Raw genomic sequence first — 26,296 nt, forward strand, 5'->3', positions numbered from 1 at the left:
GAGTCCAGAACTCAACGAGAGTGCTGCGGCTGAAGATCCTCACGGAGTGAAAGGCATATCATGCTCCCGCGGTGGGAGCAAGCCCTTCGAGTGCAGCCTCCGGTGGCAGCTGAACCAGGCCATCACGAACGCGCATCGACGGGAGAGGACGCGCCGCGCTTCGCTACCCATCGCAGCAGCGTGTCGAGCGCCGGGCAGAGCGCTTGTCCCCACTCGGTGAGCCCGTACTCGACCCGGGGCGGCACCTCGGGGTGCGTGACGCGCCAGACCATCCCGTCCCGCTCCATCTCCCGGAGCTGCTGGATCAGCATCTTCTGCGAGACGCCAGGGATGGCGCGTTCGAGCTCCGAGAAGCGCTGCACCTTCCCTCCGAAGAGGCGGAACAGGATCACCAGCTTCCAGCGCCCCTTGACGAGCTGGAGGGCCTGCTCGACACGCTCGGCGGCGATCTCGGGGGTGGCCGGCTCGTCATACTCACCTTCGGGTGCGTCCCCCACCTTTTTGTGCGTTCTTGCCACCCGATGAGCCTAGCCCAACTTTGCGTGTGAGGGGTCCACGTGCTGGGCCTCGGGTCATCGTCCCCCAGGAGGAACCGTCGTCCATGCAAGTGAACACGCCCCGAAAATTCTCGATCGATCCGGAGGAGTTCGCCGGCAAGCGCGTGCTCGTCACAGGCGGCACCAAGGGGGCGGGCGAGGCCATCGTCCGCCGCCTCGGCGCAGGGGGCGCCGTGACTGTGACCACGGCGCGCTCTGCGCTGCCGGCAGGCCAGTCGCCGAACGTCTTCGTACAGGCCGACCTTGCGACGGTAGCGGGTGTGGACGCCGTCGTCCGCACGGTCCTGGGCGAGCTTGGCGGGATCGACATCCTGGTCCACACCGTCGGCGGCTCCTCTGCACCGGGCGGCGGCTTCGCGTCGCTCACCGAGGACATCTGGCGCGACGAGCTCTCTCTCAACCTCATGGCCGCCGTGCGTCTCGATCGCGCGCTCCTCCCGAACATGATCGCGCGAGGCGCGGGGGTCGTCCTCCACGTTTCGTCCATCCAGCGCCGGCTCCCGCTCCACGACGCGACGATCGCGTACGCGTCCGCGAAAGCCGCGTTGTCCACGTACAGCAAGGCGCTCTCCAAGGAGCTGGGACCGAAGGGCGTCCGCGTGAACTCGATCGCCCCGGGATGGATCCGCACGACGGCAGCCGACGCCCTGGTGAAGCGCCTTGCCGATAACGCCGGTACGGACGAAGACACGGTCCGTCAGGGCATCATGAACGCGCTCGGTGGTATCCCCATCGGGCGTCCCGCATGGCCCGAAGAGGTCGCGGAGCTCGTTGCGTTCCTCGCCTCCGACAGGGCGGCATCCATCCATGGGAGCGAGTACCTGATCGACGGGGGCACTGTGCCCACCGTTTGACGGCAAATACCGTACCCACCTTGGCGCAACGCCCGCCCGCCGAACGCCTCGGCTTCTGCCGCGTGTCGGTGTGCGCAGCGCACCCGCGCGCCGGCCCCGCAAGCCCTCGTTGAGCGGCGCTCCGTGTCAGTCGTCCGGCACGGGGATCCTTTCGGAGTCCCACTCGAAGAAGCCCCGTGCACGGATGGTGCGGTCAGCCAGCGCTCGCGCTGCGAGCTGGCGCTCCTCGATCGTGGAGACCCCGAAGAAGCGGCGCGCCGCCTCGGCGATTTCACGGTCGCTGCGTTCGACCTCGAGCAGCAGGCTCTTGTCCCCTGGCACAGTCCCGCGCTCGGCGCGGAGGTAGTACCGGAGCATCGCCATGACCGCCTCACCGAGCAGCGCGCTGGCCATGGCGGGATCGCGCTCCACGACGTCCTCGCCGTCCTCCAGGAGTGTCGCCGCTGAATAACGAGCGAACGCGTCCTCATCCGGAGCGAGCACGGCGCGCTTCTTCAGCCACTCGGCGGCCTCCTCCCGCAGGCCCTCGATCGCCTGGCCGCCGAACACAGGGAAGCCGGTGGCCATCATGTGCGCCGCGGAGGGGCGACCGCGCTCATGCTCGCTGGCGAAGTACGCTCGAATTGCGCGCGCCGGGTTGACGAAGATCTCGACCGGAACGTCGCCGAACCACCGCTGTAGACGCTGCTTGTACGGACGCTCCTGGACAACGAAGATGTCGAGATCGCTGGTTCGATCACCCGCGCCGCGGACGACCGACCCCGCGGCGACGATCGCCCGCGGCTCGAAGGTCTCGAATACAAACGCGACGACCGCACGGAGCGCTGTCGCATACCTCGGCGGGAGGTCGGGCCAGCTGCACGTGGCGAGTTCGTCGGGGCTCATCTTGTTCTCCGAGGTCGTCTCATCTGCTCGCCCAAGGCAACCACCTCGCCATCTCCTCACCTTTCGAACTGAGCAGATGTTCTTCCAGAAGCCTGGGCGCCACCAGCGTGTTCCAAGAAGCACCCGGCGGCGGGGGAAACTGCGCCGCCTGTTTTGCCGTCAATCCCTCGGCTCGCAGCCTGGCCAGCTGCTCGCGGCGCGAGCGCTCTCCTCCGCTGATGGCTTCACGAATGATTCGACGCACGGCCGCCCCGGAGGCTCCAGGTGACAGGTAACCGCGAACGCGGAGCCTGAAGTAGATCCACCAGGCCGAGGGGAACGTGCCGACCCACGCGTCGAGATGCCTGGACATTTCGAGAGGTATGGCCATCGGGAACTCACTACGGGTACCGAACGGAGCCTACGAGTCAGCACCAATGGCACGTTTGGCGAAGATCGCAGCCGAGGCATCGCTCGGCGAGAGCCGTGAAGTCGGGCACAGCAAATGGAAGACCTCCCTCGCGTGAGAACAGGCCTTCGAAGAGCCGGGCAGGCGGAAAAACGTAGTTGCCAAAGGTGATGCTCACCCATGATCGAGCGGCAGCGATTCCGGCGATCTCCATGTGCCCGGCCTTGTATGGATAGTTGGCGATGGCAACCGGCGGAACGTCCACGAGATCCATGCGCGCTCCGAATCCGGGCGCCGCGTCCTCGGAGTCGCGGTCGGCGGACATCGACACGGGCACCTGGGTGCGATGGCATGTGATCGCGACGTAGTAGACGTCGTCGAACTGCGCTTGCGTCATGTCGAACCGCGCCCCGCCCTGAAGCGCTTCGAGCGCAAGCAGAGGCGGTCGATCCGGTCGGAACTCGCTCCAGATCGTAGCTTGAACGTTGTCATCATTCTCCAGGGAATGGCAGAGCTCCTCCGCGGAGTCGGGACGCAGCCACGATCCCGGATTGCGCCCGCGGTACTTGCCGGCCTTGGGCATCCCGCGCGACACAGTGAACACGAAGGACCCAACGGGCTCGGGGTCCGTCCGCACAAACCGCTCGGGGTTCTTCCCGACGAACCCAGCACTCATTGCGGCCTCGAGAAACGCCGTCATCGCCTCCGCCTTGAAGACCAAGCTCGGATCGAGCGGGACGAGAAGATGAGAATAATACATGCTCATGGATTGCCTCGCGGTCCTGGGAGCCCTCCGCGAACGAGTCGCCACGTATCCGTGGAGGGGGCCCACCCCCTCGTGCCGCCCCACGCATCGTGGGAAATTAGCGTATCCGGCGGCTGCCCCGCCTTGTCAAGGAGACCTGCGCCGGACCGCGCGGGCTCTACACCGGACGAAGGCGCGGCTCGCGCCGACGGCGGCGAGCGGCGCGCCCGCGTTCGCGCAGGTTCGCCCCGCGCCGGAGGGTGGCCACCGGGCCTGGGCGATCCATCTGCTCGACATCGCGGGGGACCGCATCCCCAGCATGACGTCCTTCCTGGCACCGAGGCGCTCTTCCCGCGGTTCGGCCTGCTGCTCGATCTTCCTGCATGGCCGCGGCGCTCTCCCGGCGTCACCGCAAGCGCCGTTCCGGCAGGGCCGCGGCGCCCTTCCGGCGCGTCCGCCGGGCCGGGCGCCCGGTCAGAGGCGGCGCGGCGATTTTTTCCGGCGAACGATGATTCCTGGCGGGGCCGGGGGTCTACGGGGTGAATCCCGACCGCCGCGCGCGCGCGCTGCTCGCGAGCCCGGCGTCGCTCGACCGATGAGCTTCACATTTGCTTCCCGCCTCCCCGCCTTCATGGTCAGATCGGGCCGCGGCCAGCCCGCCTCTCGAACCATGGATCGCGAGCAAGGAGACCACCGATGATCAAGGTCTACAACTTCGCGCGCGGGGCCCGCGGCCTGCGCGTGATGTGGCAGTGCGAAGAGATGGGTTTGCCCTACCAGGTCGAGATGGTCTCGTTTCCGCCGAGCAAAGCCTATCTCGCGCTGCATCCGCTCGGCACCGTGCCGTTCCTCGAGGATGAGGGCGGCGTGGCGATCCACGAGTCCGTCGCGATGATGGTCTACGTGGCGCAGCAATACGGGCCCACTCCCCTCTTGCCCGGCAAGGGCGATCCGGCGCTCGCGCGCGTGCTGCAAATGGCCGTGTTCGGCGAAGCGACCATCGGGGCAGCCGTCAATGCCCTGCTGACAGCGCATTTCGGCGCGCCCGAGGCGGACAAGCGCAACTGGTCCGTCCGCGCGCACGAGGCAACCGTCGAGAAGGCCTTGCGCTTCACGGCCGACAGGCTCGGCAACATGCCTTTTCTCGCCGGCGAGGGCCTCACGCTCGCCGACATCTCCGTGAGCACCGCGATCGGAATCTATCGCGGCGCGCTCGGCAAGACGCTGCCCGACGAGCTCGTCACCTACCAGGAGCGGATCGCCGCGCGGCCGGAGTACCAGCGCGCGCGCGCGAGGTGCCATGGTGAGGACAGGGGCTGAATCCAAACGCGATACGCATCCCTCCTGGAAAAGTTGACCCAGCATGGTTTGCCTGTAGCCTGCCGGGACATCGATCGGTGGAAGCGATGCCTGCGAAGCCTGACGAGCTCAAGGTTCGTCCACTGGCAACTTTCTTGACGAGGCGGAGATGACCCGGAAGCACAGGACACCCCTGGGCGCAGCGCCAGGGTGCCGGGTGAACATCGCCGCGCCCAGCCGGGGCGGCGAGCTCCGGAGCGACGGAGGAACGCCATCATGAATCGATCGTGGCCCGCGGTGGTCAAGTCGTTGATCTTCGTCCTCGCGGCGGTGCCCGCCGCGTGCGGCGACGCCGGCGCGGATCCGGGCGGGGCAGGGGGCTCGCGGCCGGAGTCGCCCGACAGTTCCGGCACGCAGGCGTCGACGTCCACCTCATCGACGTCCGCAGGCGGGGACCCCGGCATCTGGATCCCGGCGCTCGAGACGTCGTGGCACTGGATGATCGACCACCCCCTGGACCTGGACGACCCGAGGGACATGGGCCTTGTCGATCCCACGGGAGCGCCCATCGAGTCGCCGCCACCCACGGTCTACGACATCGACTGGGAGTACACGCCGGCCGAGACGGTGGCCGCGCTCCACGCGATGGGCGCCAATGTCATCTGCTACGTCGACGTCGGCGCGTTCGAGGACTACCGGCCAGACGCCGGCGACTTCCCGGAGTCGGTCAAAGGCAACCCGGACTATCATTGGGAAGGCTCGTTCTGGCTCGACATCCGGCAGATCGACGTCCTCGGGCCGATCATGCAGGCCCGGTTCCAGGTCTGCAAGGACAAGGGCTTCGACGCCATCGAGCCCGATGAAGTCGACGGTTACGCCAACGACTCCGGGTTCCCCCTCACCTATGAAGACCAGATCGCGTACAACATGTTCATCGCGGATCTCGCCCACGAGATGGGCATGTCCGTGGGGCTCAAGGGCGACATCGAGCAGGCGGAGGACCTGTGGCCGCACTTCGACTGGACGCTGAACGAGCAGTGCTTCGAGTATGAAGAGTGCGAGCTCCTCGTCGATTCCTTCCTGGCGAACGGCAAGGCCGTGTTCGAGGTGGAGTACGACGATCCGTTCTCGGGTCACATGACCGACAGGTCGCTCTTCTGCGAACAGGCGAACGCCTGGGGCTTCAACAGCATGGAGATGCCGCTCGACCTCGACGGTGGCCGGTGGCCCTGCCGGTGACCCGCGGCCTTCCGAGCGCCCGCATCATCACCTTGTCGGTGAGCGGGACGTAGGCCTCGAGTCCCGAGGTCCACTGGGCTTCTTCCTCGTGCCCTCCGCCGCGCGGCCGCGCGCCCGCGGGCCGTCGCGGAGCGCGGCGATGACGAGCTCCCGGAAGCAGCGGGCGCCCTCGTCCTCGTGGGTCCGCTCGTGCCAGACGAGCTGCATGCGGAAGACGAGCGCGGCCACGGGCGGCTCGAGGAGGGTGAGCGGCGCGAGGCGCGCGAGCGCCTCGGCGATGCGGCGCGGCATGGCGGCGACGAGATCGGTGTTCGCGGCGATGACCGCGGCGGCGGAGAAGGTCGGGACGGCGGCGGCGATCTCGCGGTGCAGCCCCTGGGCCGCGAGCGCCTCCACGGCGGCGCGGTTGCCGATGCCGCCGCGCCCGAGCGCGATGTGGATGTCGATGTGGCGCAGCGAGTTGAACGCCTCGCGCGTGAGCCGGCGGCGGGCGCACGGGTGACCGCGGCGGACCACGAACACGCTGTCCTGCTCGAAGAGGTCCGCGGCGTGGTGGCCCGGCGGGAGCGGGTGCGCGGGCGCGATCGTCGCGTCGACGTCGCCGCCGCCGAGCCCCCCGGTCGCCTCGAGGTGGTCGACGCTCACGACGCGGAGGGTCGCGCGCGGCATCTCGGCCGCATAGGCGCGCGCGATCGCCGGCAGGCTGCAGATCTGGTCGAGGTCCGAGAGCGCGAGCGTGAACGCGCGCGTGGTCGCCCGCGGGTCGAACGCGCGATCCCCCTCGATCGCGCCGGCGATCTCGCCGAACGCGGCCCGGAGCCGCGGCGCGATCTGCTGCGCGCGGGGCGTGGGGACGAGGCCGCGCCCGCTGCGCACCACGAGCGGGTCGCCGAGCTGCGCGCGCAGCCGCGCGAGCGAGTTGCTCACGGCCGACGGCGTGACGCGGAGCCGCCGCGCCGCCCGCGCCGCGCTCCGCTCCTCGAGCACCGCGTGCAGGACGAGCAGCAGGTTGAGATCGAGCGTCGACAAGTTCACGAACGGTGACGATTACCATCACGAATCATCATTGGCAATGAGCGTCAGTCCCACCCATGCTGGCCCGGGATCGAGGTTGGAGGTGGCGAGATGACACAGCGAGGTGTGCGGCGGGTGGTGCTCATCGGCGGGGGCATTGCGGGCCCGGTGCTCGGGATGTTCCTTCAGCGCATCGGCGTGGAGGCGACGATCTTCGAGGCGCGCGCGGCCCCTCTGGAGCAGGAGGGAGCGTTCCTGGGCGTCGCGCCGAACGGGATGAACGTGCTCGCAGAGCTGGGCGTCGCGCGCGCGGTGCAGGCGCGGGGCGCGGTGTGCGACGGGATCCGGTTCGAGAACGCGCGTGGGCGGGGCATCGGCGTGATCGATCAGCGCGACGCGGCGCGCCGGTTCGGCGCGGGGCTCGTGATGATCCGGCGCGGCGCGCTGCACGCGGCGCTCGCGGAGGAGGCGGCCCGGCGGGGCGTCGCGATCCGGTACGGCATGCGGCTCGAAGGGGTGGACTGCTCGGATCCGCGCGAGGTCGTGGCGCGCTTCGAGGGCGGCGACGAGGCGCGCGGCGACGTGCTCATCGGGTGCGACGGCGTCCGATCGCGCACGCGGGCGGCGGCGCTGCCCGGCGCGCCGGCGCCGGGCTACACAGGCCTCGTCGATTTCGGCGGCTTCGCGCGCTGCCCCGGCGCGCCGCTCCAGCCTGGCTGGAGCGTGATGGTCTTCGGCCGGCGCGCGTTCTTCGGCGCGTTTGCGGCGCCGGAGGGCGAGGTCTGGTGGTTCCACAACAGCGGGGAGCCCGCGCCGGAGGGCGCCGCCGCGCCGGGGCCGCTCCGCGAGCGCATCCTCGCGCTCCACGAGGGCGATCCAGGCTGGATCGCGGACGTGGTGCGCGCGACGCCCGAGGTGCTCGGTCCATGGCTGCTGCACGACATCCTGACGATGCCGCGCTGGCACGCCGGCCGGGTCTGCCTGATCGGCGACGCGGCGCACGCCGCGACGCCGCACGCCGGCCAGGGCGCCTCGCTGGCCATGGAGGACGGGATGCTCCTCGCGAGGTGCCTGCGGGACGAGCCCGAGCCGGAGCGAGCGTTCGCGGCGTTCGAGCGGCTGCGGCGGCCGCGGGTCGAGGCGATCGTCCGCCAGGCGCGCCGCAACGGCAGCCGCAAGGCGGTCTCGGGGCCTGTCGCGGGGTGGCTGCGCGACCGGGCGCTGCCGCTGTTCTTGCGGATCGGCGCCGCCGCGCAGGAGCGCGCGCACGCGTACCGGATCGACTGGGAGGAGCGGATCGCGTAGCCGGGGAAAGGGCGGCGGCGCGCCCCCTCGCCGTGGGCGCCCTCGAATCAGCGCCCGAGCGCCCGCGCGGTGATGCGCGCGAACGCCGGCCCCGCCACCTTGCCGCCCGTCGCGCCCTCCGCGGCGACCACCGCGCCGACGAGGATGACGAAACGCGGCTGCTCCGCCGGCGCGACCCCGATGAAGCTCGCGTAAGCACGCGGCTCGCCCGTCGCCGATTCCTCGTCCGTGGTGCCGGTCTTCCCGGCGACCCGCACCCCTTGCACACGCGCTGCTTTGCCCGTCGCCTGCTCGTCGCTCACGGCGCGCTCCAGCATGCCCATCACCGCCCGCGCCGTCTCCGGGCGGAGCACGCGCTCGTTCTCCGGGTGGTGCTCGAAGCGGACGCTGCCGTCCGCGCCCCGCGCGCGCCGGGCGAGCGTCGGCGCATTGAACACGCCGTCATTGGCGATCGCGGCATAAGCGGCGGCCATCTGCAGCGGGCTGGCCATCGCGCCGCCATGGCCGGATGCCAGGCCCACGCCGCGGAGCGAGCCGTCCGCGATGACCGGAGGGACCTCGCCGACCGGCGCGCCGCGGAGCTGGATGCGCATCGCCTCGCCGAAATGAAAGCGCCGGAGCCAGCGCCCGAGCGCCTCACCGCCCAGCTTGTCGAAGATCCGCGAGGCCCCGATGTTCGACGAGCGCACGAGGATCTGCGGCACGTCGAGCCACTCGTTCGGGCTCGCGTCGCGGAGGACTTCCTTGCCATAGCTCCGCGCGCCCCTGTCGCAGAAGAACCGGTCGGTCACCGCAATGGCCCCCTCGTCGAGAGCGGCCGCGACGGTGAGCGACTTGATGGTCGAGCCGCTGATGCGCGGGGCCGCGGCGGTGCTCGGATCGTGGATGGCCAGCACCTCGCCGCTCTTTGGATCGAGCACGATCGCAGTGGCGGTGACAGGGTGCCATTCGTCCTCCATCCGCTTCATCTCCTCATCGACGATCGCCTGGATGTCGCGATTGATCGTGAGCTCCAGGCGATCGGCCGGGGCGCCCAGCACGGAGGCGACCTCCGCGGTCAGATCGGCCAGAGAGGCCGGCGTGGCGATAGCAACGGTGGAGGCAGAGGGCGGAATGGACGCGCCCGCCGGTGCGGAAGCGACCAGCTCCGACTTCCCGGATGGATTGGCTGGATTGGCCGCCACAGCCGCTACAGGTCCTTCCTTGCCGGCGGTGACGCACGCCACCACCCCGAGCAGCGCCGCAGCCGCCGCGGTGATGGCAACGCCCCGCGCCGCCGACGTGCGCAGAGACCCCGCGTGCGGTCGCACGATGGCCTCGACCCGCGCAAAGAGCTGCGAGGGCTCCGCCATCCCGAGCGCGCCGCCCGGCACCTCACGGAGCCGCGCGGCGCTGGTCGCAATGGCCAGCAGGTGCTCGGCATATTCGGTCGGCCGCGTCCCGCTCGCCAGGACCCGCTCGTCCGCCGAGAGCTCGCGCTCCATGCGAAGCCTGCGCGCCGCGAGCCACACAAGCGGGTTGAACCAGTGCATTGCACAGGCGAGCTGCCCCACGATCTGGGCAAGACAATCGCGCTGCCGAACGTGCGCCAGCTCGTGCAACAGCACGGCCCGCCAGCGCGCCTGGCTCCACTCGAGCGCCTCCCGCGGCACCAGCACCACCGCCGAAAAGACCCCGGTCACCGCCGGCACATCGATCTCGGAGCTGACGCAAACGCGGGCCTTCATGCGCGCCTCGCTGAGAGTCGCCGTGATCCCGGGCAACGAGAGCAGGGTTGCGCGCCGGGCGATCCCACGCGCCTTGGCGAGGCCATGGGCGAGGCGAGCGAGCACAGCAGATGCCCCGAGCGCCCACACGGCAAGGAGCGCCGGGCCCCACGGAAAGGACTGCTTTGCCGGGGCGACCTGCGTGGACGGAGCCTGCACCACGGCGCGGGAAACAGGCTCGACGGAGGGCGAGGCAATGGCATCCCCGATGGGCTCGGCGAAGGGTCTGCCCGCGTCCGCGACGCCAAGCTCGGCCACTGGCAGCACCCGCCACGCCGGAGCGAGCCGCGAGGCGACCGGCACCAGGGCCGCGGCCGCGAGCCCGAGCACCAGCACGAGCCGACGTGTGGAGGCCGGCGCGCGGCGGAGCAGCGGCATCACCGCGAGGGCGAGCCCGAGGAGCACGGCGCCCCGCGCGGCATCGACGAGGAACGGCAGCGGACTCATCTCGATCGGGCTCATCTCAACCCCCTTCCTTCTTGGCGCGCTCGATCACCTGGGCGATGCGATCCAGCTCTTCCCGCGATAACCTGGACTTCGACGTGTCGACCAGCGCGGTGACCGCTTGCTCGACCGAGCCTCCAAAAAACGTCCGCACGACCTGCGCCAGCGCGCTCCTGCGAGCCTCGCTCGGGGCCGCGACCGGCGTGTAGACGTAGCGTTGCCCTTCCTCGACGTGCTTGACGTGCCCGCGCTCCTCCAGCAGGCGCAGCAGCGCGCGGACCGCGGAGTAGCTCGGCGGATCCGCGAGGTTGTCCTTCACCTCGTGCGCGGTCGCGCGGCGTAGGCGGTACAAAATCTCCATGATCTCGCGCTCTCGGCGCGTGAGCGGCGGCTTCGGCATGACGTTCATCCGTAGCCTGGTGCTAAAAAATTAGCAAGTATCACGTGCTAAATTCTTAGCATGTACGATCCGCTCGGCGACTCGAGGGCTATCCGCTGGCCTGGACGCCATAGAGGGGGAGGGTGAGCGCCGTCGAGGCCCTCCGGCCCTTGCGACCGGCGAGCCCCGTGCGCGCCAGCCATGGTGTCACCCGGAGCGCCTGATTCCGGATCCACAGCGCCCGCGATGTGGCGGGGATCAGGCTGGCCGCGCCGCCGTCGGCGAGCGACTGGTTCACCTCGACGAACGGCCTCATGACGCGCTCGTACGAGGCGAAGGCGGCGCTGAAGTCGGAATGGGTCGCCAGCTCTCCCGCCAGGACATAGGCGCCGACCATGGCGGTGCTCGTCCCTTGGCCCGACAAGAACGACGGAGCGTGGGCCGCGTCTCCCACGAGGGCGACCCTTCCCTTCGACCATCGAGGCATGCGGATCTGGCTGACGACGTCGAAGAAGACATCGGTGGCCTCCTGCAGAGCGGCGAGCATCCGCGGTACTTCCCAGCGGGCGCCGGCGAAGACACTGGCGGTCAACCTCCGCTGCGCCTCGATGTCGGCGAACTCCGAGAAGGGAGGCTGGGGACGGGTGAAGGTCAGGAAAGCGTGCAGGCGATCGCTGTCGCCGGCCGCGAACAGCACGGCCGCCTTCCCGGGCGTGTTGCTGATGAACGCCTCGTGAGAGAGCCCGAGGGTGTTGGGGATGGTGAAACCTGCAAAGCAGTAGCCGAGATAACGGTGGTACTGCGCCTCGGGCCCGAAGGCGAGCCGCCGTGTGTTCGAATGCAATCCGTCAGCGCCGATGACCAGGTCGAAGGGGCGTTGCAGGCCGCTCTGGAAGCGCACATCGACGCCGCCGCCGTGCTCGTTCAAGGTGGTGATGGAGTCGCCGAAGCGGAATTCGACGTCATCTCGGACGGCGTCGTAGAGCACCGTCGTGAGCTCTCCGCGAGGCAGCTCCAGATCCCGGCCTTCCTTGCCGCCGGTGAGCGCCTCGGGCCGGATCGACCCGATAAGCGCGCCGTCGCCATCGACGAACGTGATTTTGCGTGAGTCGATGTGCGCGGCTGCCATGCGCGACAACACGCCCATGCGCTTCACGACGTCGATCGCGGTGCCCCGGATGTCGATGGGGTACCCGCCGCTTCGCACAGCGCCGGCCTTCTCCACCACCGTGACCTGGAAGCCGTACCTGTGAAGCCAGTACGCGAGCACGGGGCCGGCGATGCTCGCGCCGGAGATCAGGATCTTCTTGTTCCGCGAAGTCGCCATGTGTCCGCCTTCCTTCTGTGTGAGCTCGCAGCGGCGGAGGGCGCATCCGCGAGAGATCGGCGCGACCCGCCCGCTGCCACGAGGCAGGGCAAGCAGCTGCCGACCGCGGTCCACTCGGCCCAGGGAGCTCTGACGTCGACTACACTACACCGTATAGTGTACAAAGGCCAGGGCAAAAAGAGGCCGAAATGGGCTATACCTGGAGGTGCATGTCCTCCACCGGCGCACAAAAGGCTCTTCGTGAAGGGTCCGCGCAGAAGCGATCCGCCATCCTCGCGGCGGCCCGGGAGTTGTTCCTGGCCGACGGGTTCGATCGCTCGAGCGTCGATGCCATCGCCGCTCGCGCCGGCGTCTCCAAGAGGACGGTGTATGACTATTTCGGCGACAAGCAGGCTCTCTTGCTGGCCGTCGTCGAGTCCACAGGTGACCTGCTCATCGCGGCGATCCGACGGGCCATCGAGGACACCTTGACGCACGTCACGGACCTGGAGGACGCCTTGATCACCTTCTCGGCGCGGATCGTGACCGAGATGCTCGGCTCGGTGGACTACCTTGCCCTCATGCGGCTGGTAACGATGGAGTCCGTTCAGCTGTCCCAGCTACGCGGTCGCGACCACTGGATGATGAACGCTCCGGAGGAGGCGATCGCGGAGCGGTTCGCGGAATTTGCGCGTGCAGGGCTGCTCGACGCGCCGAACCCCCGGCAGGCGGCCGATCATTTCATCGCGCTGACCGTCTTGCTCGCCGCCAACGGGTTCGGGCCGGTGATCGCCCCGAATGACGCCCGCATGCGAGAGCTCCTCGTCGAGGGGGTGCGCGCATTTCTTCGAGCCTACGCGCCCAGCCGCCCGGCCCAGCCTCGACCCCTCGCGTAGCGCAGGCGGCCCCGGCGGTGCGCGGCGTCACGGCCAGAGCGTGATGGTGAGTGCGACATGGCAGGCCGGTGGCCGACAGGCTCAAGGGTTTCTGGCGCAACGCGACCCGATGTTGCCTCGGAGCTCGGGGTAGTAGACGTGGCGGGTGGCTGACCGAAGGGTCGGGGCGAGGTCGTCGTTGCTGCCGCTCCGGAAGGCCCGGTAGGAGCCTGCTGTCACGGCGGCGCAGTCATGACATGGCATCGGGTACTGGACCGGGTCCCAGTCGAGCGTCCATTCCCACGCGTTCCCGCCGAGGTCGGACTGCCCCCACCTCCCGTCGCCTCTGGGCGACTTCGAACCGACGTCCTGCAGGCTGCAGGTGCCGCCGCAGTAGACCGCGTAGCTGTCATCGATCGCCGTGGAGGTCGCCGGCTTCGACCACGGATAGTACCTGTGCTCGCTGCCCCCGGAGGCCGCGTAGTTCCACTCCGCCTCTGTCGCCAGCCGTCCCCCGTCCCACGCACAGAACGCGAACGCCGTGTACCAGTCCAGGCAGTTGATCGGCTTGTTTTCGTCGCTCCCCGCCGTGTCCGTCCAGCTCTGATGGACAAAGCAATCCAGGGCGTTTCTCAGGGCGGCCGTGTCCGGCGGCAACTTGGCGTTCCACGCCGAGCTCCAGCCGGAGCCTGGGATCTTTGCATGTGCGCCCGCGCCATCCCCAGGCGGGTTGGCCTGCGTGCCCATGCCTGCGTTCACGAACGCCCGGAACCGACCCACCGTGATCTCGTACTTGTCGAGGTAGAAGTCGCTCACCGTCGCCGGGTAGCTCCGGTCCAGATAGTCCACGCCGTCGTAGCTTCGAGCGAAAGTTCCGCCGGGGACCAGCAGGCTCTCGCAGCAGTCCTCATTCCCCGAGGGCCCGCACGTCGCCGCCAGCCCGGCGCAGCTTGGCGCCGTTCCAGCCCATGCGCCCGCGCGGCCGCTGCTTCGGTCCTTCGCGATCGTCTCGTCCGCCGCGGCCCTCTCATCGTTCCCGCAGGTGCAACCTGCCGAGAGCAGCAGCCCGAACAACGCGATGCTGACGGCGTGATAAGGAGGGGCAATGGAAATCATAGGTCACCCACGATGGTCGGTCCCTGCTCCCCTCCCATGAGCAGGGCTCACCGCTACTTTACACACAGATCTGCGGCCACTGCCGCCGCGACGCAGCGCACGGTGCGCAAGTGCCTCATCATCAACCTTCTTCGCCACCGGGTTTCGCCGCCGCAGCGCGCGCCACCACGCGTGGCGCGCGCCCGTCGACATCGCAGCTCGGCCTCGTTGGGCCTGCGCCCCGATCAGCCCCCGAAGAACGCCTTCGCCTGCTCTCCCAGCACGTTCTCGCCCTTCGGGCTGCTGGCGTGGCAGCCGTCGCTGACCTCGCCCGCGTCGTTGTTGAGCATGAACTTCCCGAGGTAGCTCATGTTCTCGTTGATGCTCGGGTCCTTGGCCAGCTCTTGCGCCTTCATGTCGGTCCAGTCGGCGCCGCCCGTCCCCGCGATGAAGCAATCGTGTCCTGCGTTGTAGACGGGCTGACCCACGATGTAGATGTGCGTGCCCGGGTTGACGTGCTGGCGCGCCGCGTTGACCATGTCACGGAGCTCCTGGTCTGTCGCCTTCTGGGACAGGATGCAGATCTGGACCATGATGGCTTTGACGACGTCTTTCCCTCCGATCGACGCCATCTTCTGGTCGAAGAGCTGCCAGGAAGAGCTGCTCGGGTTGGTCCAGTTCTGGACCACCATGGCGCCCGTTTGATAACTGTCCGAGTTCCACATGATCTTGCCGCCGACGCGCTTGTAGCCAGTGCCGATGTTGTTGGCCATCGAGCAGCCAGTGTACGCGACCGAGTTGTTGCCCGTCGGAGGCAGGCCGTCATCCCCGCCGCCCGTCGAGGCGCTGGTGCTCGCGCTCGAGCTGCTCACCGACGCTGGTCCGGCCGGGTCTGCGCCACCGGTGCCGTCTCCTCCGGCGCCGGACGCACCGCTGGCGCTGCTGCTCGAGGCTCCTCCCACGCCGACGGTGCTGGTGCTCCCAACAGCTGTCCCACTGCTGGACGAACCTACGTTCGCGGAGCTGCTGCTGCTGCTCGGCGTCCCCCCGGTCGTGGCGCCTTCCGCCTCCGAACCGTCGACCGGATCACTTTCTGAACCGCACGCTCCGAGGCAGAGCGCGGCTATCCCAAGAGTGCAGCGGGCCACCAATCGGTAGGAAAGAACAGGGTAATTCATCGTAGTCACCTTCTGTTGGGGGGCGTCGGTCGAGGCCTGCGGGCACTCTCGGCTCCCGTCCGACCGTCCTTGTTCTATGGCCGCTGCTACCCGCGCGAATAGCCGGCGAGATCGTCGTCGCCCCCCTTGGACAGATTTGTCATCCCTCCACGACGACACGGGTCGCCGTCGGAGGGAGACCGATGCGATGCCCTGAGCTGATCCGGGCCCGCTGTCCTCCACCACGACGCACTCGGACGGTCGAACACCCCTCGCGACCCTTGCCGCCGCCCCCGTCGGTGCGCTACGTGCGCCGCCATGCGTACGTTGTTTCTGGATCTCGACGGCACCTTGACGGATCCGGCCCCTGGCATCGCCGCCTGCTTCGTGCACGCGGCCCGTGTGCTCGGGCACGGCTCGATCAGCCTCGCCGAGGTGCGCCGCTTCATCGGTCCGCCGCTGCGCGAGGCGTTCGCCGAGATCCTGGCGACGCGCGACAGCGCCCGCATCGAGGAGGCCGTGCGCGTCTATCGCGAGCGCTTCGGCACGCTCGGCCTGTTCGAGAACAGCGTGTATCCCGGTGTGCCAGAGGCGCTCGCGCAGCTCTGCCAGGCGGGCCACGGCCTCTGTCTCGTCACGAGCAAGGCGGCCGTTTATGCCGAGCGCATCGTCGACCACTTCGGCCTTCGCTCGCACGTGCCCCGCGTCTACGGCGCCGAGCTGTCCGGCGAGCGCTCGACCAAAGCCGAGCTCATCGCGCACGCGCTCGAGCGCGAGTCGCTCACCCCCGCCGACGCCTGCATGATCGGCGACCGCGAACACGATGTCCTCGGCGCCAAGGCGCACGGCCTCGTGGCGATCGGGGTGACATGGGGCTACGGGTCGCGCGCGGAGCTGGAGGCTGCGGGCGCCGACCGCATCGTCGACACGCTGGAGGAGCTCGTGCTGACGGTGCGTGGGTTGAGGGAGACCCGAGGCCGAGCGGCTCGATGAGCCCGCGGCTCCGCAGCGTCGCTACATCAGATCCATCTTCCACGTAGGGCAGCGGCTTCCCTCACACCACCGCCCTGTGCGGGCTCCCCATGGTCCGCCGCTCGTCGCCCCTCCCCACACCTGGGGGGTGTCGGGTTTGTCACTCCCCCGCTGGCCTGTGTGGCATTACTCTGCGGCGCGCAACGAGGTTTCTCGTCGATGCTTATCAATTTATGACGGTAGAGCTGATTCATGCCATCGTTCGTCAGACCACCGTCCTCATCGCCCAGCTGGCGACCTCGGGGGGCTGGCGCGCACCCCTGGCCCAGCTCGCAGACCAGGTGTTCCAGGACCTGGTCACCGAGCTCGAGCGGCAAGGGGTCAGCCGCAAGGTGGGCGCCGACATGTTCGGCATGGGGCTCCGGACCTATCAGCGCCGGGTCCGGCGGATCACGGAGAGCTCGGTCGAGCGAGGCCGTTCGCTCTGGGAGGCCGTGCTCGACCACATCCGCCGCCGGGGGATCACGCCGCGGGCCGAGATCTTGAGGGCGTTCGCCGGCGAGGATGACGTCCTGCTCCGCGGGGTGCTCTTCGACCTCTGCGAGAGCCGCCTGATCTTCCAGGCGGGGCAGGGGGCTCAGGTGGTGTGTCGCGCGGTGTCCGACGACGAGCTGGGCGCGCTGCGCGCGCTCCGCTCCGGGGAAGGCGTCGATGAGCTGGTCTGGGCGATCATCTATCGGGAAGGCCCGCTCGCGCGCGACGAGCTGCTGCAGCGGACGCACATCGAGCGCGCGGAGCTCGACGCCGCCCTGGGGCGCCTCGTGGAATCGGCGCGCGTCGAGCGGACCGGGGAGGGGGCGGGCGCGACGTACAGCGCCGGGAGCCTCTACGTGCTGCTGGGTTCGCCCGTGGGGTGGGAGGCGGCGATCTTCGATCACTTCCAGGCGATGGTGAAGACCATCCTGTGCCGGCTGCGCGAGGATCGCTCCGCGCCCGGCCTCGGCGACCGCGTCGGAGGGAGCACCTATACCCTCGACCTGTGGCCCGGCCATCCGCACGAACAGCGGGCTTACGAGACGCTGGGGCGCCTGCGCGCCCAGCTGGTCGAGCTGCGCGAGCAGGTCGAGGCCTTCAACGCGGCGCACGAGAGGCCGGACAGGTACACGCAGGTTGTTCTGTACATCGGACAGTGCTTGATCCAGCAGGACAGCGGGGGCGGCGATGAGATCTAGGGTGGTCGTGACGGCGTGCCTCGTCGCGAGCGTGACGGGCGGGGCGCTCCTCGGCTCGGCCTGCAGGGACATCGGCCCTCAGACCGGGAGCGAGACCAACTTTCTCAGGAGCTGTGATGCCAGCTGCGCGGACGGTCTCTCCTGCATCTGCGGCGTCTGCACGCGCGCTTGCTCGGCCGCCCGCGAGTGTACGGCGCTCGTCTTCGGCGCCGAGTGCGTGGCCGTGGCGGAGCGGCCTGCCGAGGCGGCCTGCGACGCGGCCGGGAGCGCCGCGTTCTGCGATATCTCCTGCAGCGGCGACGCCGACTGCGAGCCGCTCGGCGCGCCGTTCCGCTGTCAGGGCGGCTTCTGCCGGACGCCCGGCGACGGCGAGACGGCGACCGCCTGTCCGGCGACCACGCTTGCGCCCGGCGACAACGAGCGCACGGTGACGGTCGGGGACACCACCCGCAGCTACGTCGTTCGCCTCCCTGCAAACTACACGGGGGCGAGCCCCATGCCGCTGGTGCTCGATTACCATACGCTGGGCGGGAGCCCGGCGGAGGAGGCCGAGGCCTCGGGGTACCGCGAGCTCGCCGAGACCGAGGGGTTCATCGTCGCGTGGCCGGAGGGCGTCGACGGCGCGTGGAACATCGGTCCGTGTTGCACGACGTCGCGCGACGTCGACGACGTGGGGTTCGCGCGGGCCCTGGTCCAGGCGGTCCAGAAGGAGGCGTGTGTCGACCTCAAGCGGGTCTATGCCGTCGGCGTCGCGAACGGCGGCGGGATGGCCTACCACCTGGGCTGCAACGCCGCGGACGTCTTTGCCGCGGTCGCTCCCAGCGCGTTCGACCTTCTGGCGGAGTCGGAGCAGCCCTGCCAGCCGTCGCGGCCGGTGACCGAGATCTCGTTCCGGGGTACCGCGGACTTGCTGGTACCTTACGAGGGCGGGGCTCAGCAGGCGCCGAACGGCGCGGACATCACCTTCCTCGGCGCCGTGGGCACCTTCGAGAGGTGGGCCGAGCTGAACCAGTGCACGGGATCACCGAGCGCGGCGGACAGCGACGGTTGCTCGACGTACTCGAGCTGCGCAGACGGCGCGGAGGTGACGCTGTGCACCACGGAGGGCGGCGGCATGACGTGGGGGAGCCCCGAGATCGGGTGGGCCACGCTGAAGCGGCATTCGCTTCTTTGAGACGGAGGCGGCCACCGATTCCGACGCCGGCCGGCCACCCGGCGTCCACGCTCACCACCAGCCGATGTCCTGGATGACGGTACCGACGTCGCCGTACCGCACGATCGCGCGGTTCTGACGGATCTCGTAGGACTTCGGCGAGCTGTTGACGATGTCCTGATCGAAGGTGTGGCACTCGAGCTTGTAGGTGCCCGCGCCCTGCATCAGCGCGCCCTTCAGCTTGATGTACGTCTCGTTGTGGCGGCTCCTGAGCCGCAGGATCGCCTCCTGGGTGGCGTCGATGAGCAGCTCGAGGTGGACCGTCTTCTCCTGCTTCGGGTGCGACGCGTCGAACGCGAGATTGACGATGACGCCGGCGTCGAGCAGCGCCTCGATATCCGATTTGGAGAACGTCTCGTAGACCATGAGCTTTGCCATCGCGCGCTCCTTCCAGGGCTGTGCTCGTGGCTATGTACTACGGCGCGCAGCCCGGGGCCGAGGATCCTCGTGCGGCGTGACGCCGGGGCGCCGCGATCACCCTTGGGCAACGGGGGCCGACCGCCGCGCGCTCCGCGGCCGAGCGGCAGAAAATCCCTGCGAACCGAGGTCGGAATGCTGCTCCCGCCGGTCGTCGGTGCGATGAAAATAAAAATCAATTGCATCTGCGCCGGCTCGCATGCTAGGAGATGGCAAGCACGCTGGAGAGGGAGGAGCAGGGGCGCGGTGTGCCCTGGGGCTGCCTGTCGGATCGCGTTCGTCCGAGGGGGGTGGCTTCGTGGGCACCCTAGCGCCTGCGGACGCTCACGTCTGCGCTCTCGATGTGGGGACGTCATGAAAGCAGATTTCTTCCAGCTGCGTTGCAGTTGCGCGCGTGGAGGGCGGCGCGGTGTCAGCCGTGTGGAGTCGATGAGACCGAATCGACGGAGATCTGTCCCATGAACGATAGAGATACGCAGAAGCAGTTCATCCTCGAGGGGAAGCTGACGAGAGTGATGTGGGAGCTCTCGTGGCCGGCGGTGCTGGCCATGGTGCTCTACGGGCTCAACGCCTTCCTGGACGCCGTGTTCGTGGGCCAGCTGATGAACAAGAGCGCCCTGGCCGGCGTCGGCATCGCCTACCCTCTGTCTCAGATGACGCTCGGCCTTGGCAGCCTGGTCGGGACCGGCGCGGGCACGGCGCTCAGCATTTACCTGGGCGCCGGCGACAAGAGCAAGCTCCACAGCCTGCTGGGCAGCGTGAACGGGCTATCGCTGCTCCTCAGCTTGCCTTACACCGTGCTCGCCTACGTGTTCGCAGAGCCGCTGGTGCGCATGATGGGCGGCACCGGGGAGATCCTTGCGTACGGCACCGAGTACTTCAAGGTGACGGCGCTCGGCTCGGTGTTCTGGGTGCACGGCCTGGCCGTGAACATGACGGTGCGCGGCGAAGGCAAGATGAAGACCGCGGCGTGGATGATCTCCCTCGGCTTGCTGGTGGATGTCATCCTGAAGCCCCTGTTCATCGACACGTTCGGCTGGGGCGTGCAAGGCGCGGCCTGGGCCACCAACGCCGCGATGTTCGTGTACTCGGCCGTGGGGCTCCTGTATTTCGCGAGGGGGCGCGCCTCGTTCGACACGGCTTGGCGCACGATCCGCGTCGATCCGGCCATCCGGAAGCAGATCGTCTCCCTGGGCATGCCGGGCATGATCTTGACCATGATGGGTATCGCCCAGAACGTCGTCGTCTACAACGCGGTCTCGGGCCAGGGAACGGAGAACGACGTCGCCTTCTACGCCGCCTGCAACCGCATCTTCCTGTTCATGCTGACCCCCATGCTGGGGCTGATGCGCGCCTTGCAGCCGGTGGAAGGGATCAACTACGGGGCGCAGCGCTACGCCAGGGTGAAGCGTGCCTTCAGCCTCTTCGGGCTCGCCGGGGTCGCCTTCGTCCTGCCGTTCTGGCTCGCGATGATGCTCGCCCCGAACGCGGTCCTCGGCTTCCTGCTGCCGGGGTCCGAGTTCACCGCGCAGCAGCTGCTCGATTTCCGGATCTACATCGTCGTGCTGCCCTTCCTGCCGTATGTCTTCAACGCGCTGGTGCTGTTCCCCTGCCTGGAGAGGGCGAAGCTCGCGAGCGTGGTCGCCCTCCTGAGGCAGGTGGTGCTCTTCGTTCCCTTGATGTGGCTCCTCCCGAGGCTCGTCGGGGTGAGCGGGGTCTATTGGGGGACCACGGCGATCGACGTGGCGATGTTCCTCCTCGTGCTCGTCATGGTGAATCGAGAGTTTCGCAGGCTCGACGGCCGCGATGTCGAGACGAGCGCCGTGCTCAGGGAAGCGCCCGCCGGCTGAGCCCGGCCCGGCCTCCGAGATCTCCCGCCGGCCCGCGGCGATCACCCGGTGATCGCCAGGCAGCAGCACGCACCGGCCGACGCACGCGCGCGGCGCCCTCCCGGCGCGCGATGTCCCCTTCTCCATTGCCCGCCCAGAGAGCCCGCGCGGAGCGCCGCGCGCGCGGCCATGAACAGCATCCTGGGTGCACATGCAAAACTGTTGCAAAAGGTTCCTGGTTGCTATAGATGTCGCCGCATGAACACGGAGGCTCCAGCGCGTCGAGGCTCAGCGCGCCCGTCCCGGGCGCGAAGGAGCGCCGGTGCCGCCGCCCTCATCGCGGCAGGTGCTCTGCTCGCGGGCGGGGCCGCGCGCGCGCAGGACGCGGGCGCGGCTTCGCCGGCGGAGCCGCCCCGGGACGCCGCGCCGGACGGCGAAGCGCCTCGGGCCCCCGCCGATGAATCCCGAGAGGCGGCGGAGAATCACCCGCCGGTCCTCCATTCGTTCGTCGAGGCCGATTACCCGGCGGCCGCCCTCGCGCAGGGCCTCCAGGGGACCGTCGTGCTGAGGCTCAGCATCGAGGCGGATGGGCGGGTGTCGGCGGCGGACGTGGCGCAGGCCGCGGGGCACGGCTTCGACGAGGCGGCGCAGGCCGCAGCGCAGCGCTTCCTGTTTTCGCCGGCTCGACGGGGGGACACCCCGGTCGCCTCCCGGATCCTCTACGCCTACGAGTTTCACCTCCCGAAGGCGCCTGCGAGCGGCGCGCTCCGCGGGCGCGTGCTCTTGCCCGGCGCGAGCGCGCTCTGCGTCGCCGGCGCCGAGGTGCTCGTGCGGCACCAGGATGGCTCGGCCGAGCGAACGCGCACCGACGGCGAGGGCCGCTTCCAGCTCGATGGCCTCGCGCCCGGGCCGTGCGTCGTGATCGCCGAGGCGAGCGGCGTAGGCCGGGCCGAGGTCGAGACCGAGATCGCCGGAGCGCACGTCGCCGAGATCGCCTTGCGGCTCGTGCAATCCGGCGAGGAGGCCCCGATCGAGGTGACCGTGCGCGGGCCGTCGGAAGCCGAGCGGCGCCGGCAATCGGCCGAGGCCGTGACGGTCGTGGAGACGGACCGCGTCAAGCGGGAGACCTCGGACATGGGCGAGGTGCTCGCGCGCACGCAGGGGGTCGGCGTGCGCCGCGAGGGAGGCCTCGGCTCGGCCACGCGCTTTTCGCTGAACGGGCTGACGGGCGATCAGGTGCGGTTCTTCCTCGACGGCGTGCCGCTCGAGCTGGCCGGCTATCCCTTCGGCGTCTCGAACGTGCCAGTTGGCCTCGTCGAGCGCGTCGAGATCTACAGCGGCGTGGTCCCGGTGCGCCTCGGCGCCGACGCCCTCGGCGGGGCGGTCGACCTGATCACCGATCAGGACCTCTGCGCGTCGCGCGCCGGCGCGTCCTACGAGGTGGGCTCGTTCGACACCCACCGAGCGGCGCTCGCCGGCAGCCATCTGCACAGGCCGAGCGGCCTGTTCGCTCGCGCGAGCGGCTTCTTCGACTATGCGAAGAACGACTACCCCGTCGATACCGAGGTCGAGGACGAGCGCGGGCGCTTCTCGCCGGCGCACGTCTACCGCTTTCACGACGCCTACCGCAGCGCGGGAGGCCACGTGGAGCTCGGGGTCGTCGATCGACCGTGGGCGCGGCGCTTGCGACTGCGCGCCTTCGTGACCGATTACGACAAGGAGTACCAGCACAAGCTCGTCATGAGGGTCCCGTACGGCGGCGTGACGTACGGGGAGACCTCGGCAGGCGTGAACCTTCGTTACGAACAGCCGCTGGGGCGCGGCGTGTCGCTCGACGCGGTGGGCGGCTATGCCTACGTCCGAGGGCGCTTCCTCGACGTCGCGCGCTGCGACTACGACTGGATGGGACGCTGCGACCCCGAGGGCGCCGAGCCTGGCGAGACGGACGTCGTCCCCCACGACCAGGTCTTCTGGGACCATTCCGCCTTCGCGCGCCTCAACGTGGAATGGCGCATCCATCCGTCGCACGCCGTCCGCCTGGCCGCCGCGCCGACCTACGTGACGCGGACGGGCGATGAGCGCCGGCAAAGCGACCCGGATAGCCCTGATCCGCTCGCCGACCGCCGCAGCGTGCTCGCGCTGGTGAACGGCCTGGAGTACGACCTCGACCTGCTCGAGGACCGGCTCGAACACCTTCTTTTCGTCAAGCAGTACGTGCAGCGCGTCGCGAGCGAGAGCCCGGTCGTCGGTGATCCTGCGCGCGACCGCGACCGGAGCACCCACCGCTTCGGTATCGGCGACGCGCTCCGATACAGGCTCACGCCCTGGCTCTACGGGAAGGCCTCCTACGAGTGGGCGACGCGGCTGCCCAGCCCAGACGAGGTCTTCGGCGACAATACGTTCATCGCGGCCAACCTCGGGCTCGATCCCGAGATCAGCCACAACGTCAACCTCGGGCTCACCCTCGACGCCCGCGGGACGCCGGCGGGCGCCTTTCGCGCGACGGGCAACGGCTCCCTGCGCGCAGCCGACCGTCTGATCGTGCTCCTCGGCAACGATCGGGACCAGAGCTACGAGAACGTCCACGGCGCGCGGTCGCTCGGCGTCGAAGGCTCCGTCGGATGGACCTCGCCCGGGGAGCGCCTCGCGCTCGACGGCAACGTCACCTACCTCGATTTCCGCAACACATCGAGCGAGGGCGCGTTCGGCGCCTTCGAAGGAGATCGCATCCCGAACCGCCCGTACCTCTTCGCCAACGGCTCAGCGCGCCTCCTGTTTCGCCGCGTCTTCGCCGCGGAGGACGAGGTCGGGCTCACGTGGAACAGCCGCTACGTACACGAGTACTTCCGCACGTGGGAGAGCCTCGGCCGGCGTGAGTCCAAGCAGGTGATCCCCTCGCAGCTCGTGCACTCGGCCGGGCTCGGGTACGTCGTGCGGCGCGGCCGCGCGAGCCTGAGCACGACGCTCGAGATGCAGAACCTCACGGATGAGCGTGTGTTCGACTTCTTCGGCACGCCGCGCCCGGGAAGGAGCTTCTACGTCAAGACCACGGCGGAGCTCTGAGCTCGAGAGGCAGGTGATGGGATGAACGGCCACACGATGAATCAACAGACCCTGCGACTCGCGGAGCACACGAACCCGAGGAGATGAGATGCACACCGTTGTGGCCGTCAAGAACCTGCTCGTTCAGTCCGGCGCGTCCTGGGTCCTGTGGCTCCTGTTCGCGCTCTCGGGGGGCAGCATCGCCATCGCGATCGAGCGCTGGCTCTACTTCCGCTCGAAGGACGACGACGTGCGAGCGCTCGCCGCCGAGCTCGACGCTCACCTGTCGAACGGCTCGGTCGCCGCCGCGCTCGACGCGCTCCGGCCGATGCGATCGGTCGGGGCGATCGTCGCCCGCGCGGGTCTGAGGCTCGCGCCGCGCGGGTCGGCCGCGGCGGACAAGGGGATGCAGAGCGCGATGTCCGCCGAGCGGAAGGCGCTCGAGACGAGGCTCGCGTACCTCGGGACCCTCGGCAACAACGCGCCCTTCGTCGGCCTCTTTGGCACCGTCATCGGCGTGATCCTGGCGTTCGAGCAGCTCGGTCAGGCCACGGGGGCGGCGGGCGGCGGGGCCGCGAGCCAGGTCGCCTCCGCCGCGGTCATGGCGGCGATCGCGGAAGCGCTCGTGGCGACGGCCGTGGGCATCGGCGTCGCGCTGCCGGCCGTGGCCGCTTACAACTACCTGCAGCGTCGGGTCGCCGCGATGCTCGACGACGCCGAGACGCTCTCGAATCTGGTGCTCGCCTACCTGGCGACCGGAGAGGCCGCGCAGTCCTCTCGTGTCGACTCCGCGCGTGCGGTCCACGGCGGCGTTTCGATCGACAAGCCGATGAACGGCGAGGCGTCACGCCCGGAGGCGGCCTAGCCATGGCGAGCGCCGGGCAGAGCGCTAGATCCCGCCGCGGCGGGATCATCGAAGGGATCAACGTGACGCCGCTCGTCGACATCACGCTGGTCCTCTTGATCATCTTCATCGTCACCGCCAAGATCGTCGTCGCGCCCGCCGTCCCGCTGGATCTGCCGCACGCGTCGCAGAGCGAAGAGGTCCAGGCGGTGCTGAGCGTGGTGCTGCCCGCGGAGGGGCCGGTGCAGGTCGACGGAGCTGCGATCGACGATGCGGCGCTCCGCGAACGCGCGCGGGCGGCCCTGTCGCGCGATCCGCAGCTCCGGGCCGTGATCCAGGCCGATCGCGCCGTCTCGCACGGCCGCGTGATGACGGTGCTCGACACGCTGAAAGCCGCGGGGATCGCGCGCGTCGCCTTCGGAGCTGTCCGCCCGGAGGCCGAGGCCCATGCGGTGGAGAGGACCGGACACCAATGATTCGATCGGAATTCCACCCCGAGAGCGTCGCCGGTATCGTCCTCGACGCGGCGCGCGCCCACGCTCAGCCCCGGCGCGCGAGGGGACGAGCCCGCGCATTCGCGGCCGACAGCACGGCCGGGATCGTCCTGGGAGCCGTCAAGGAACATTCGGCCAGAGCGCTCGTGCTCGCGCTCATGCCGGCAGCCGTCATGGAGGGCACGGTCGGGATCATCGCGCTCCGCCTGGGACCGGACGGCACGACGGCGAGCCAGCGCGAGGAGCGCCCGCCGCTGCAGGTGGAGCACGTGGTCGATCTGGCCCCACCTCCGCCGCCGCCGAGCCCCTCGCCGCGAGAGGAAGCGCTGGCGCCCAGGGCCGCCGAGCGCTCGCCGGCGCGCGCGGCCGCTCCTGCCGCTCCTCGGGCGCCTGACGCTGCTCGGGCCCCTGCCGCTCCCGCCGCGCCTCCTCCGCCCGCGCAGGCAGGGCAGGTCGCCCTGGCGGAAAACGCGGCTGCGCCCCTCGATTACACCGGATTCGACATCGCCGTTGGCCGCGGAGAGCGTTATGCCGGGGGCGTCACCTCCTCTGCGGGGACGAGCGCGCAGGCGGTGAACGCCGCGCGTGTGGACCCGAGCGCTCCTCCGGAGCGCCGGCAGGGGGGCCCCTCGCGCGCAAGGCCCGTCGGGCAGCCCGCGCGGGAGTGGAATTGCCCCTGGCCGCGCGAAGCGGATGCGCTCTCGGTGGACGAGCAAACAGTGGTCATCCGCACGGTCGTTCGTTCGGACGGCACCGTCGCCTCGGCGGAGCTCCTCGCGGACCCGGGATATGGCTTTGGCCAGATGTCGCTCGCGTGCGCCCGCAGGCAGCGATTCGTGCCGGCCGCCGACGAGGGGGGTCAGCCTATCACGGCGACGTCGCCGCCCATCCGCGTGAGGTTCACGCGACATCCGCGATCCACAGGCGCGCCCTAGCGAAGCCCGA

At 69.6% G+C, this 26,296-nt stretch carries 23 protein-coding genes; 13 read left to right on the forward strand and 10 right to left on the reverse strand.

All coding sequences use genetic code 11. The features are described 5' to 3' along the window. Positions 1-122: 122 nt before the first annotated feature. Entirely contained in the window at positions 123-518 is a 396-nt protein-coding gene (locus POL72_RS42275; protein WP_272102549.1) for a winged helix-turn-helix transcriptional regulator, read from the reverse strand. Positions 519-601: 83 nt separating this feature from the next. On the opposite strand from POL72_RS42275, the gene POL72_RS42280 reads away from it, so the two are divergent. Continuing rightward, positions 602-1,411, forward strand: a complete 810-nt coding sequence (locus POL72_RS42280; protein WP_272102550.1) for an SDR family oxidoreductase — start codon at positions 602-604, stop codon at positions 1,409-1,411. A 126-nt stretch (positions 1,412-1,537) separates the two neighbouring features. Here the strand turns inward: POL72_RS42280 and POL72_RS42285 are convergent, their stop codons facing one another. Both POL72_RS42285 and POL72_RS42290 read right to left on the reverse strand, forming a co-directional pair. Next, positions 1,538-2,296, reverse strand: a complete 759-nt coding sequence (locus POL72_RS42285; RefSeq protein WP_272102551.1) for a nucleotidyltransferase domain-containing protein — start codon at positions 2,294-2,296, stop codon at positions 1,538-1,540. 407 nt (positions 2,297-2,703) lie between these two features. Continuing rightward, positions 2,704-3,450 (reverse strand): hypothetical protein, encoded by a 747-nt coding sequence (locus POL72_RS42290; protein WP_272102552.1) that lies wholly within the window; start codon positions 3,448-3,450, stop codon positions 2,704-2,706. Positions 3,451-4,125: 675 nt separating this feature from the next. Here POL72_RS42290 and POL72_RS42295 point away from each other — a divergent pair. Together POL72_RS42295 and POL72_RS42300 are read left to right on the forward strand one after the other, a co-directional pair. Further along, positions 4,126-4,749, forward strand: a complete 624-nt coding sequence (locus POL72_RS42295; protein ID WP_272102553.1) for a glutathione S-transferase family protein — start codon at positions 4,126-4,128, stop codon at positions 4,747-4,749. A 255-nt stretch (positions 4,750-5,004) separates the two neighbouring features. Further along, entirely contained in the window at positions 5,005-5,967 is a 963-nt protein-coding gene (locus tag POL72_RS42300; protein WP_272102554.1) for an endo alpha-1,4 polygalactosaminidase, read from the forward strand. A 27-nt stretch (positions 5,968-5,994) separates the two neighbouring features. On the opposite strand, the gene POL72_RS42305 is transcribed toward POL72_RS42300, so the two are convergent. After that, positions 5,995-7,002, reverse strand: a complete 1,008-nt coding sequence (locus tag POL72_RS42305; RefSeq protein ID WP_272102555.1) for a LysR family transcriptional regulator — start codon at positions 7,000-7,002, stop codon at positions 5,995-5,997. Positions 7,003-7,092: 90 nt separating this feature from the next. Between POL72_RS42305 and POL72_RS42310 the strand changes: the two genes are divergently transcribed. Next, on the forward strand, positions 7,093-8,286 hold the full coding sequence (locus POL72_RS42310) for an FAD-dependent oxidoreductase (RefSeq protein ID WP_272102556.1): 1,194 nt from the start codon (positions 7,093-7,095) through the stop codon (positions 8,284-8,286). A gap of 47 nt (positions 8,287-8,333) precedes the next feature. On the opposite strand, the gene POL72_RS42315 is transcribed toward POL72_RS42310, so the two are convergent. The 3 genes from POL72_RS42315 to POL72_RS42325 all read right to left on the reverse strand — a co-directional run bounded on the left by POL72_RS42315 (position 8,334) and on the right by POL72_RS42325 (position 12,202). Further along, positions 8,334-10,514, reverse strand: coding sequence for a M56 family metallopeptidase (locus tag POL72_RS42315; protein WP_272102557.1), 2,181 nt, complete (start codon positions 10,512-10,514; stop codon positions 8,334-8,336). A gap of 1 nt (position 10,515) precedes the next feature. Continuing rightward, positions 10,516-10,896 carry a BlaI/MecI/CopY family transcriptional regulator gene (locus POL72_RS42320; protein ID WP_272102558.1) on the reverse strand — a complete coding sequence of 127 codons (381 nt, stop codon included), beginning with the start codon at positions 10,894-10,896 and terminating at the stop codon, positions 10,516-10,518. Between the two features lie 88 nt (positions 10,897-10,984). Continuing rightward, entirely contained in the window at positions 10,985-12,202 is a 1,218-nt protein-coding gene (locus POL72_RS42325; protein ID WP_272102559.1) for an FAD-dependent monooxygenase, read from the reverse strand. A gap of 188 nt (positions 12,203-12,390) precedes the next feature. Between POL72_RS42325 and POL72_RS42330 the strand changes: the two genes are divergently transcribed. Continuing rightward, positions 12,391-13,077 (forward strand): TetR/AcrR family transcriptional regulator, encoded by a 687-nt coding sequence (locus tag POL72_RS42330; RefSeq protein ID WP_272102560.1) that lies wholly within the window; start codon positions 12,391-12,393, stop codon positions 13,075-13,077. Between the two features lie 81 nt (positions 13,078-13,158). Here POL72_RS42330 and POL72_RS42335 read toward each other — a convergent pair whose 3' ends face one another. Together POL72_RS42335 and POL72_RS42340 are read right to left on the reverse strand one after the other, a co-directional pair. Further along, on the reverse strand, positions 13,159-14,172 hold the full coding sequence (locus POL72_RS42335; RefSeq protein WP_272102561.1) for a formylglycine-generating enzyme family protein: 1,014 nt from the start codon (positions 14,170-14,172) through the stop codon (positions 13,159-13,161). Positions 14,173-14,396: 224 nt separating this feature from the next. After that, the gene (locus tag POL72_RS42340; protein WP_272102562.1) at positions 14,397-15,023 is read right to left on the reverse strand and encodes a hypothetical protein; all 627 of its coding nucleotides are present in this window, start codon (positions 15,021-15,023) and stop codon (positions 14,397-14,399) included. A 603-nt stretch (positions 15,024-15,626) separates the two neighbouring features. Between POL72_RS42340 and POL72_RS42345 the strand changes: the two genes are divergently transcribed. The 3 genes from POL72_RS42345 (at position 15,627) to POL72_RS42355 (ending at position 18,686) form a co-directional block, all read left to right on the forward strand. Then, positions 15,627-16,301, forward strand: a complete 675-nt coding sequence (locus POL72_RS42345) for an HAD hydrolase-like protein (protein WP_272102563.1) — start codon at positions 15,627-15,629, stop codon at positions 16,299-16,301. 212 nt (positions 16,302-16,513) lie between these two features. Then, positions 16,514-17,512, forward strand: a complete 999-nt coding sequence (locus POL72_RS42350) for a hypothetical protein (RefSeq protein ID WP_272102564.1) — start codon at positions 16,514-16,516, stop codon at positions 17,510-17,512. Then, on the forward strand, positions 17,502-18,686 hold the full coding sequence (locus POL72_RS42355) for a CE1 family esterase (protein ID WP_272102566.1): 1,185 nt from the start codon (positions 17,502-17,504) through the stop codon (positions 18,684-18,686). Before POL72_RS42350 ends, POL72_RS42355 begins: the two co-directional genes overlap by 11 nt. A gap of 51 nt (positions 18,687-18,737) precedes the next feature. Here the strand turns inward: POL72_RS42355 and POL72_RS42360 are convergent, their stop codons facing one another. Then, the gene (locus tag POL72_RS42360; protein WP_272102567.1) at positions 18,738-19,103 is read right to left on the reverse strand and encodes a hypothetical protein; all 366 of its coding nucleotides are present in this window, start codon (positions 19,101-19,103) and stop codon (positions 18,738-18,740) included. Between the two features lie 497 nt (positions 19,104-19,600). Between POL72_RS42360 and POL72_RS42365 the strand changes: the two genes are divergently transcribed. The 5 genes from POL72_RS42365 (at position 19,601) to POL72_RS42385 (ending at position 26,286) form a co-directional block, all read left to right on the forward strand. Then, positions 19,601-20,992 (forward strand): MATE family efflux transporter, encoded by a 1,392-nt coding sequence (locus POL72_RS42365; protein ID WP_272102568.1) that lies wholly within the window; start codon positions 19,601-19,603, stop codon positions 20,990-20,992. A 237-nt stretch (positions 20,993-21,229) separates the two neighbouring features. Then, complete coding sequence (gene mxcH / locus POL72_RS42370; RefSeq protein WP_272102569.1) at positions 21,230-24,034, forward strand: TonB-dependent siderophore myxochelin receptor MxcH; 2,805 nt, start codon at positions 21,230-21,232, stop codon at positions 24,032-24,034. Between the two features lie 88 nt (positions 24,035-24,122). Further along, positions 24,123-24,878: a MotA/TolQ/ExbB proton channel family protein gene (locus POL72_RS42375; protein ID WP_272102570.1), complete on the forward strand. Its 756-nt coding sequence runs from the start codon at positions 24,123-24,125 to the stop codon at positions 24,876-24,878. Positions 24,879-24,880: 2 nt separating this feature from the next. Then, positions 24,881-25,333, forward strand: coding sequence for an ExbD/TolR family protein (locus tag POL72_RS42380; protein ID WP_272102571.1), 453 nt, complete (start codon positions 24,881-24,883; stop codon positions 25,331-25,333). After that, a complete protein-coding gene (locus POL72_RS42385) occupies positions 25,330-26,286 on the forward strand; it encodes an energy transducer TonB (protein WP_272102572.1) in 957 nt (318 codons plus the stop codon). Before POL72_RS42380 ends, POL72_RS42385 begins: the two co-directional genes overlap by 4 nt. Positions 26,287-26,296 lie beyond the last annotated feature (10 nt).

Source organism: Sorangium aterium (assembly GCF_028368935.1).
Taxonomy (GTDB): domain Bacteria; phylum Myxococcota_A; class Polyangia; order Polyangiales; family Polyangiaceae; genus Sorangium; species Sorangium atrum.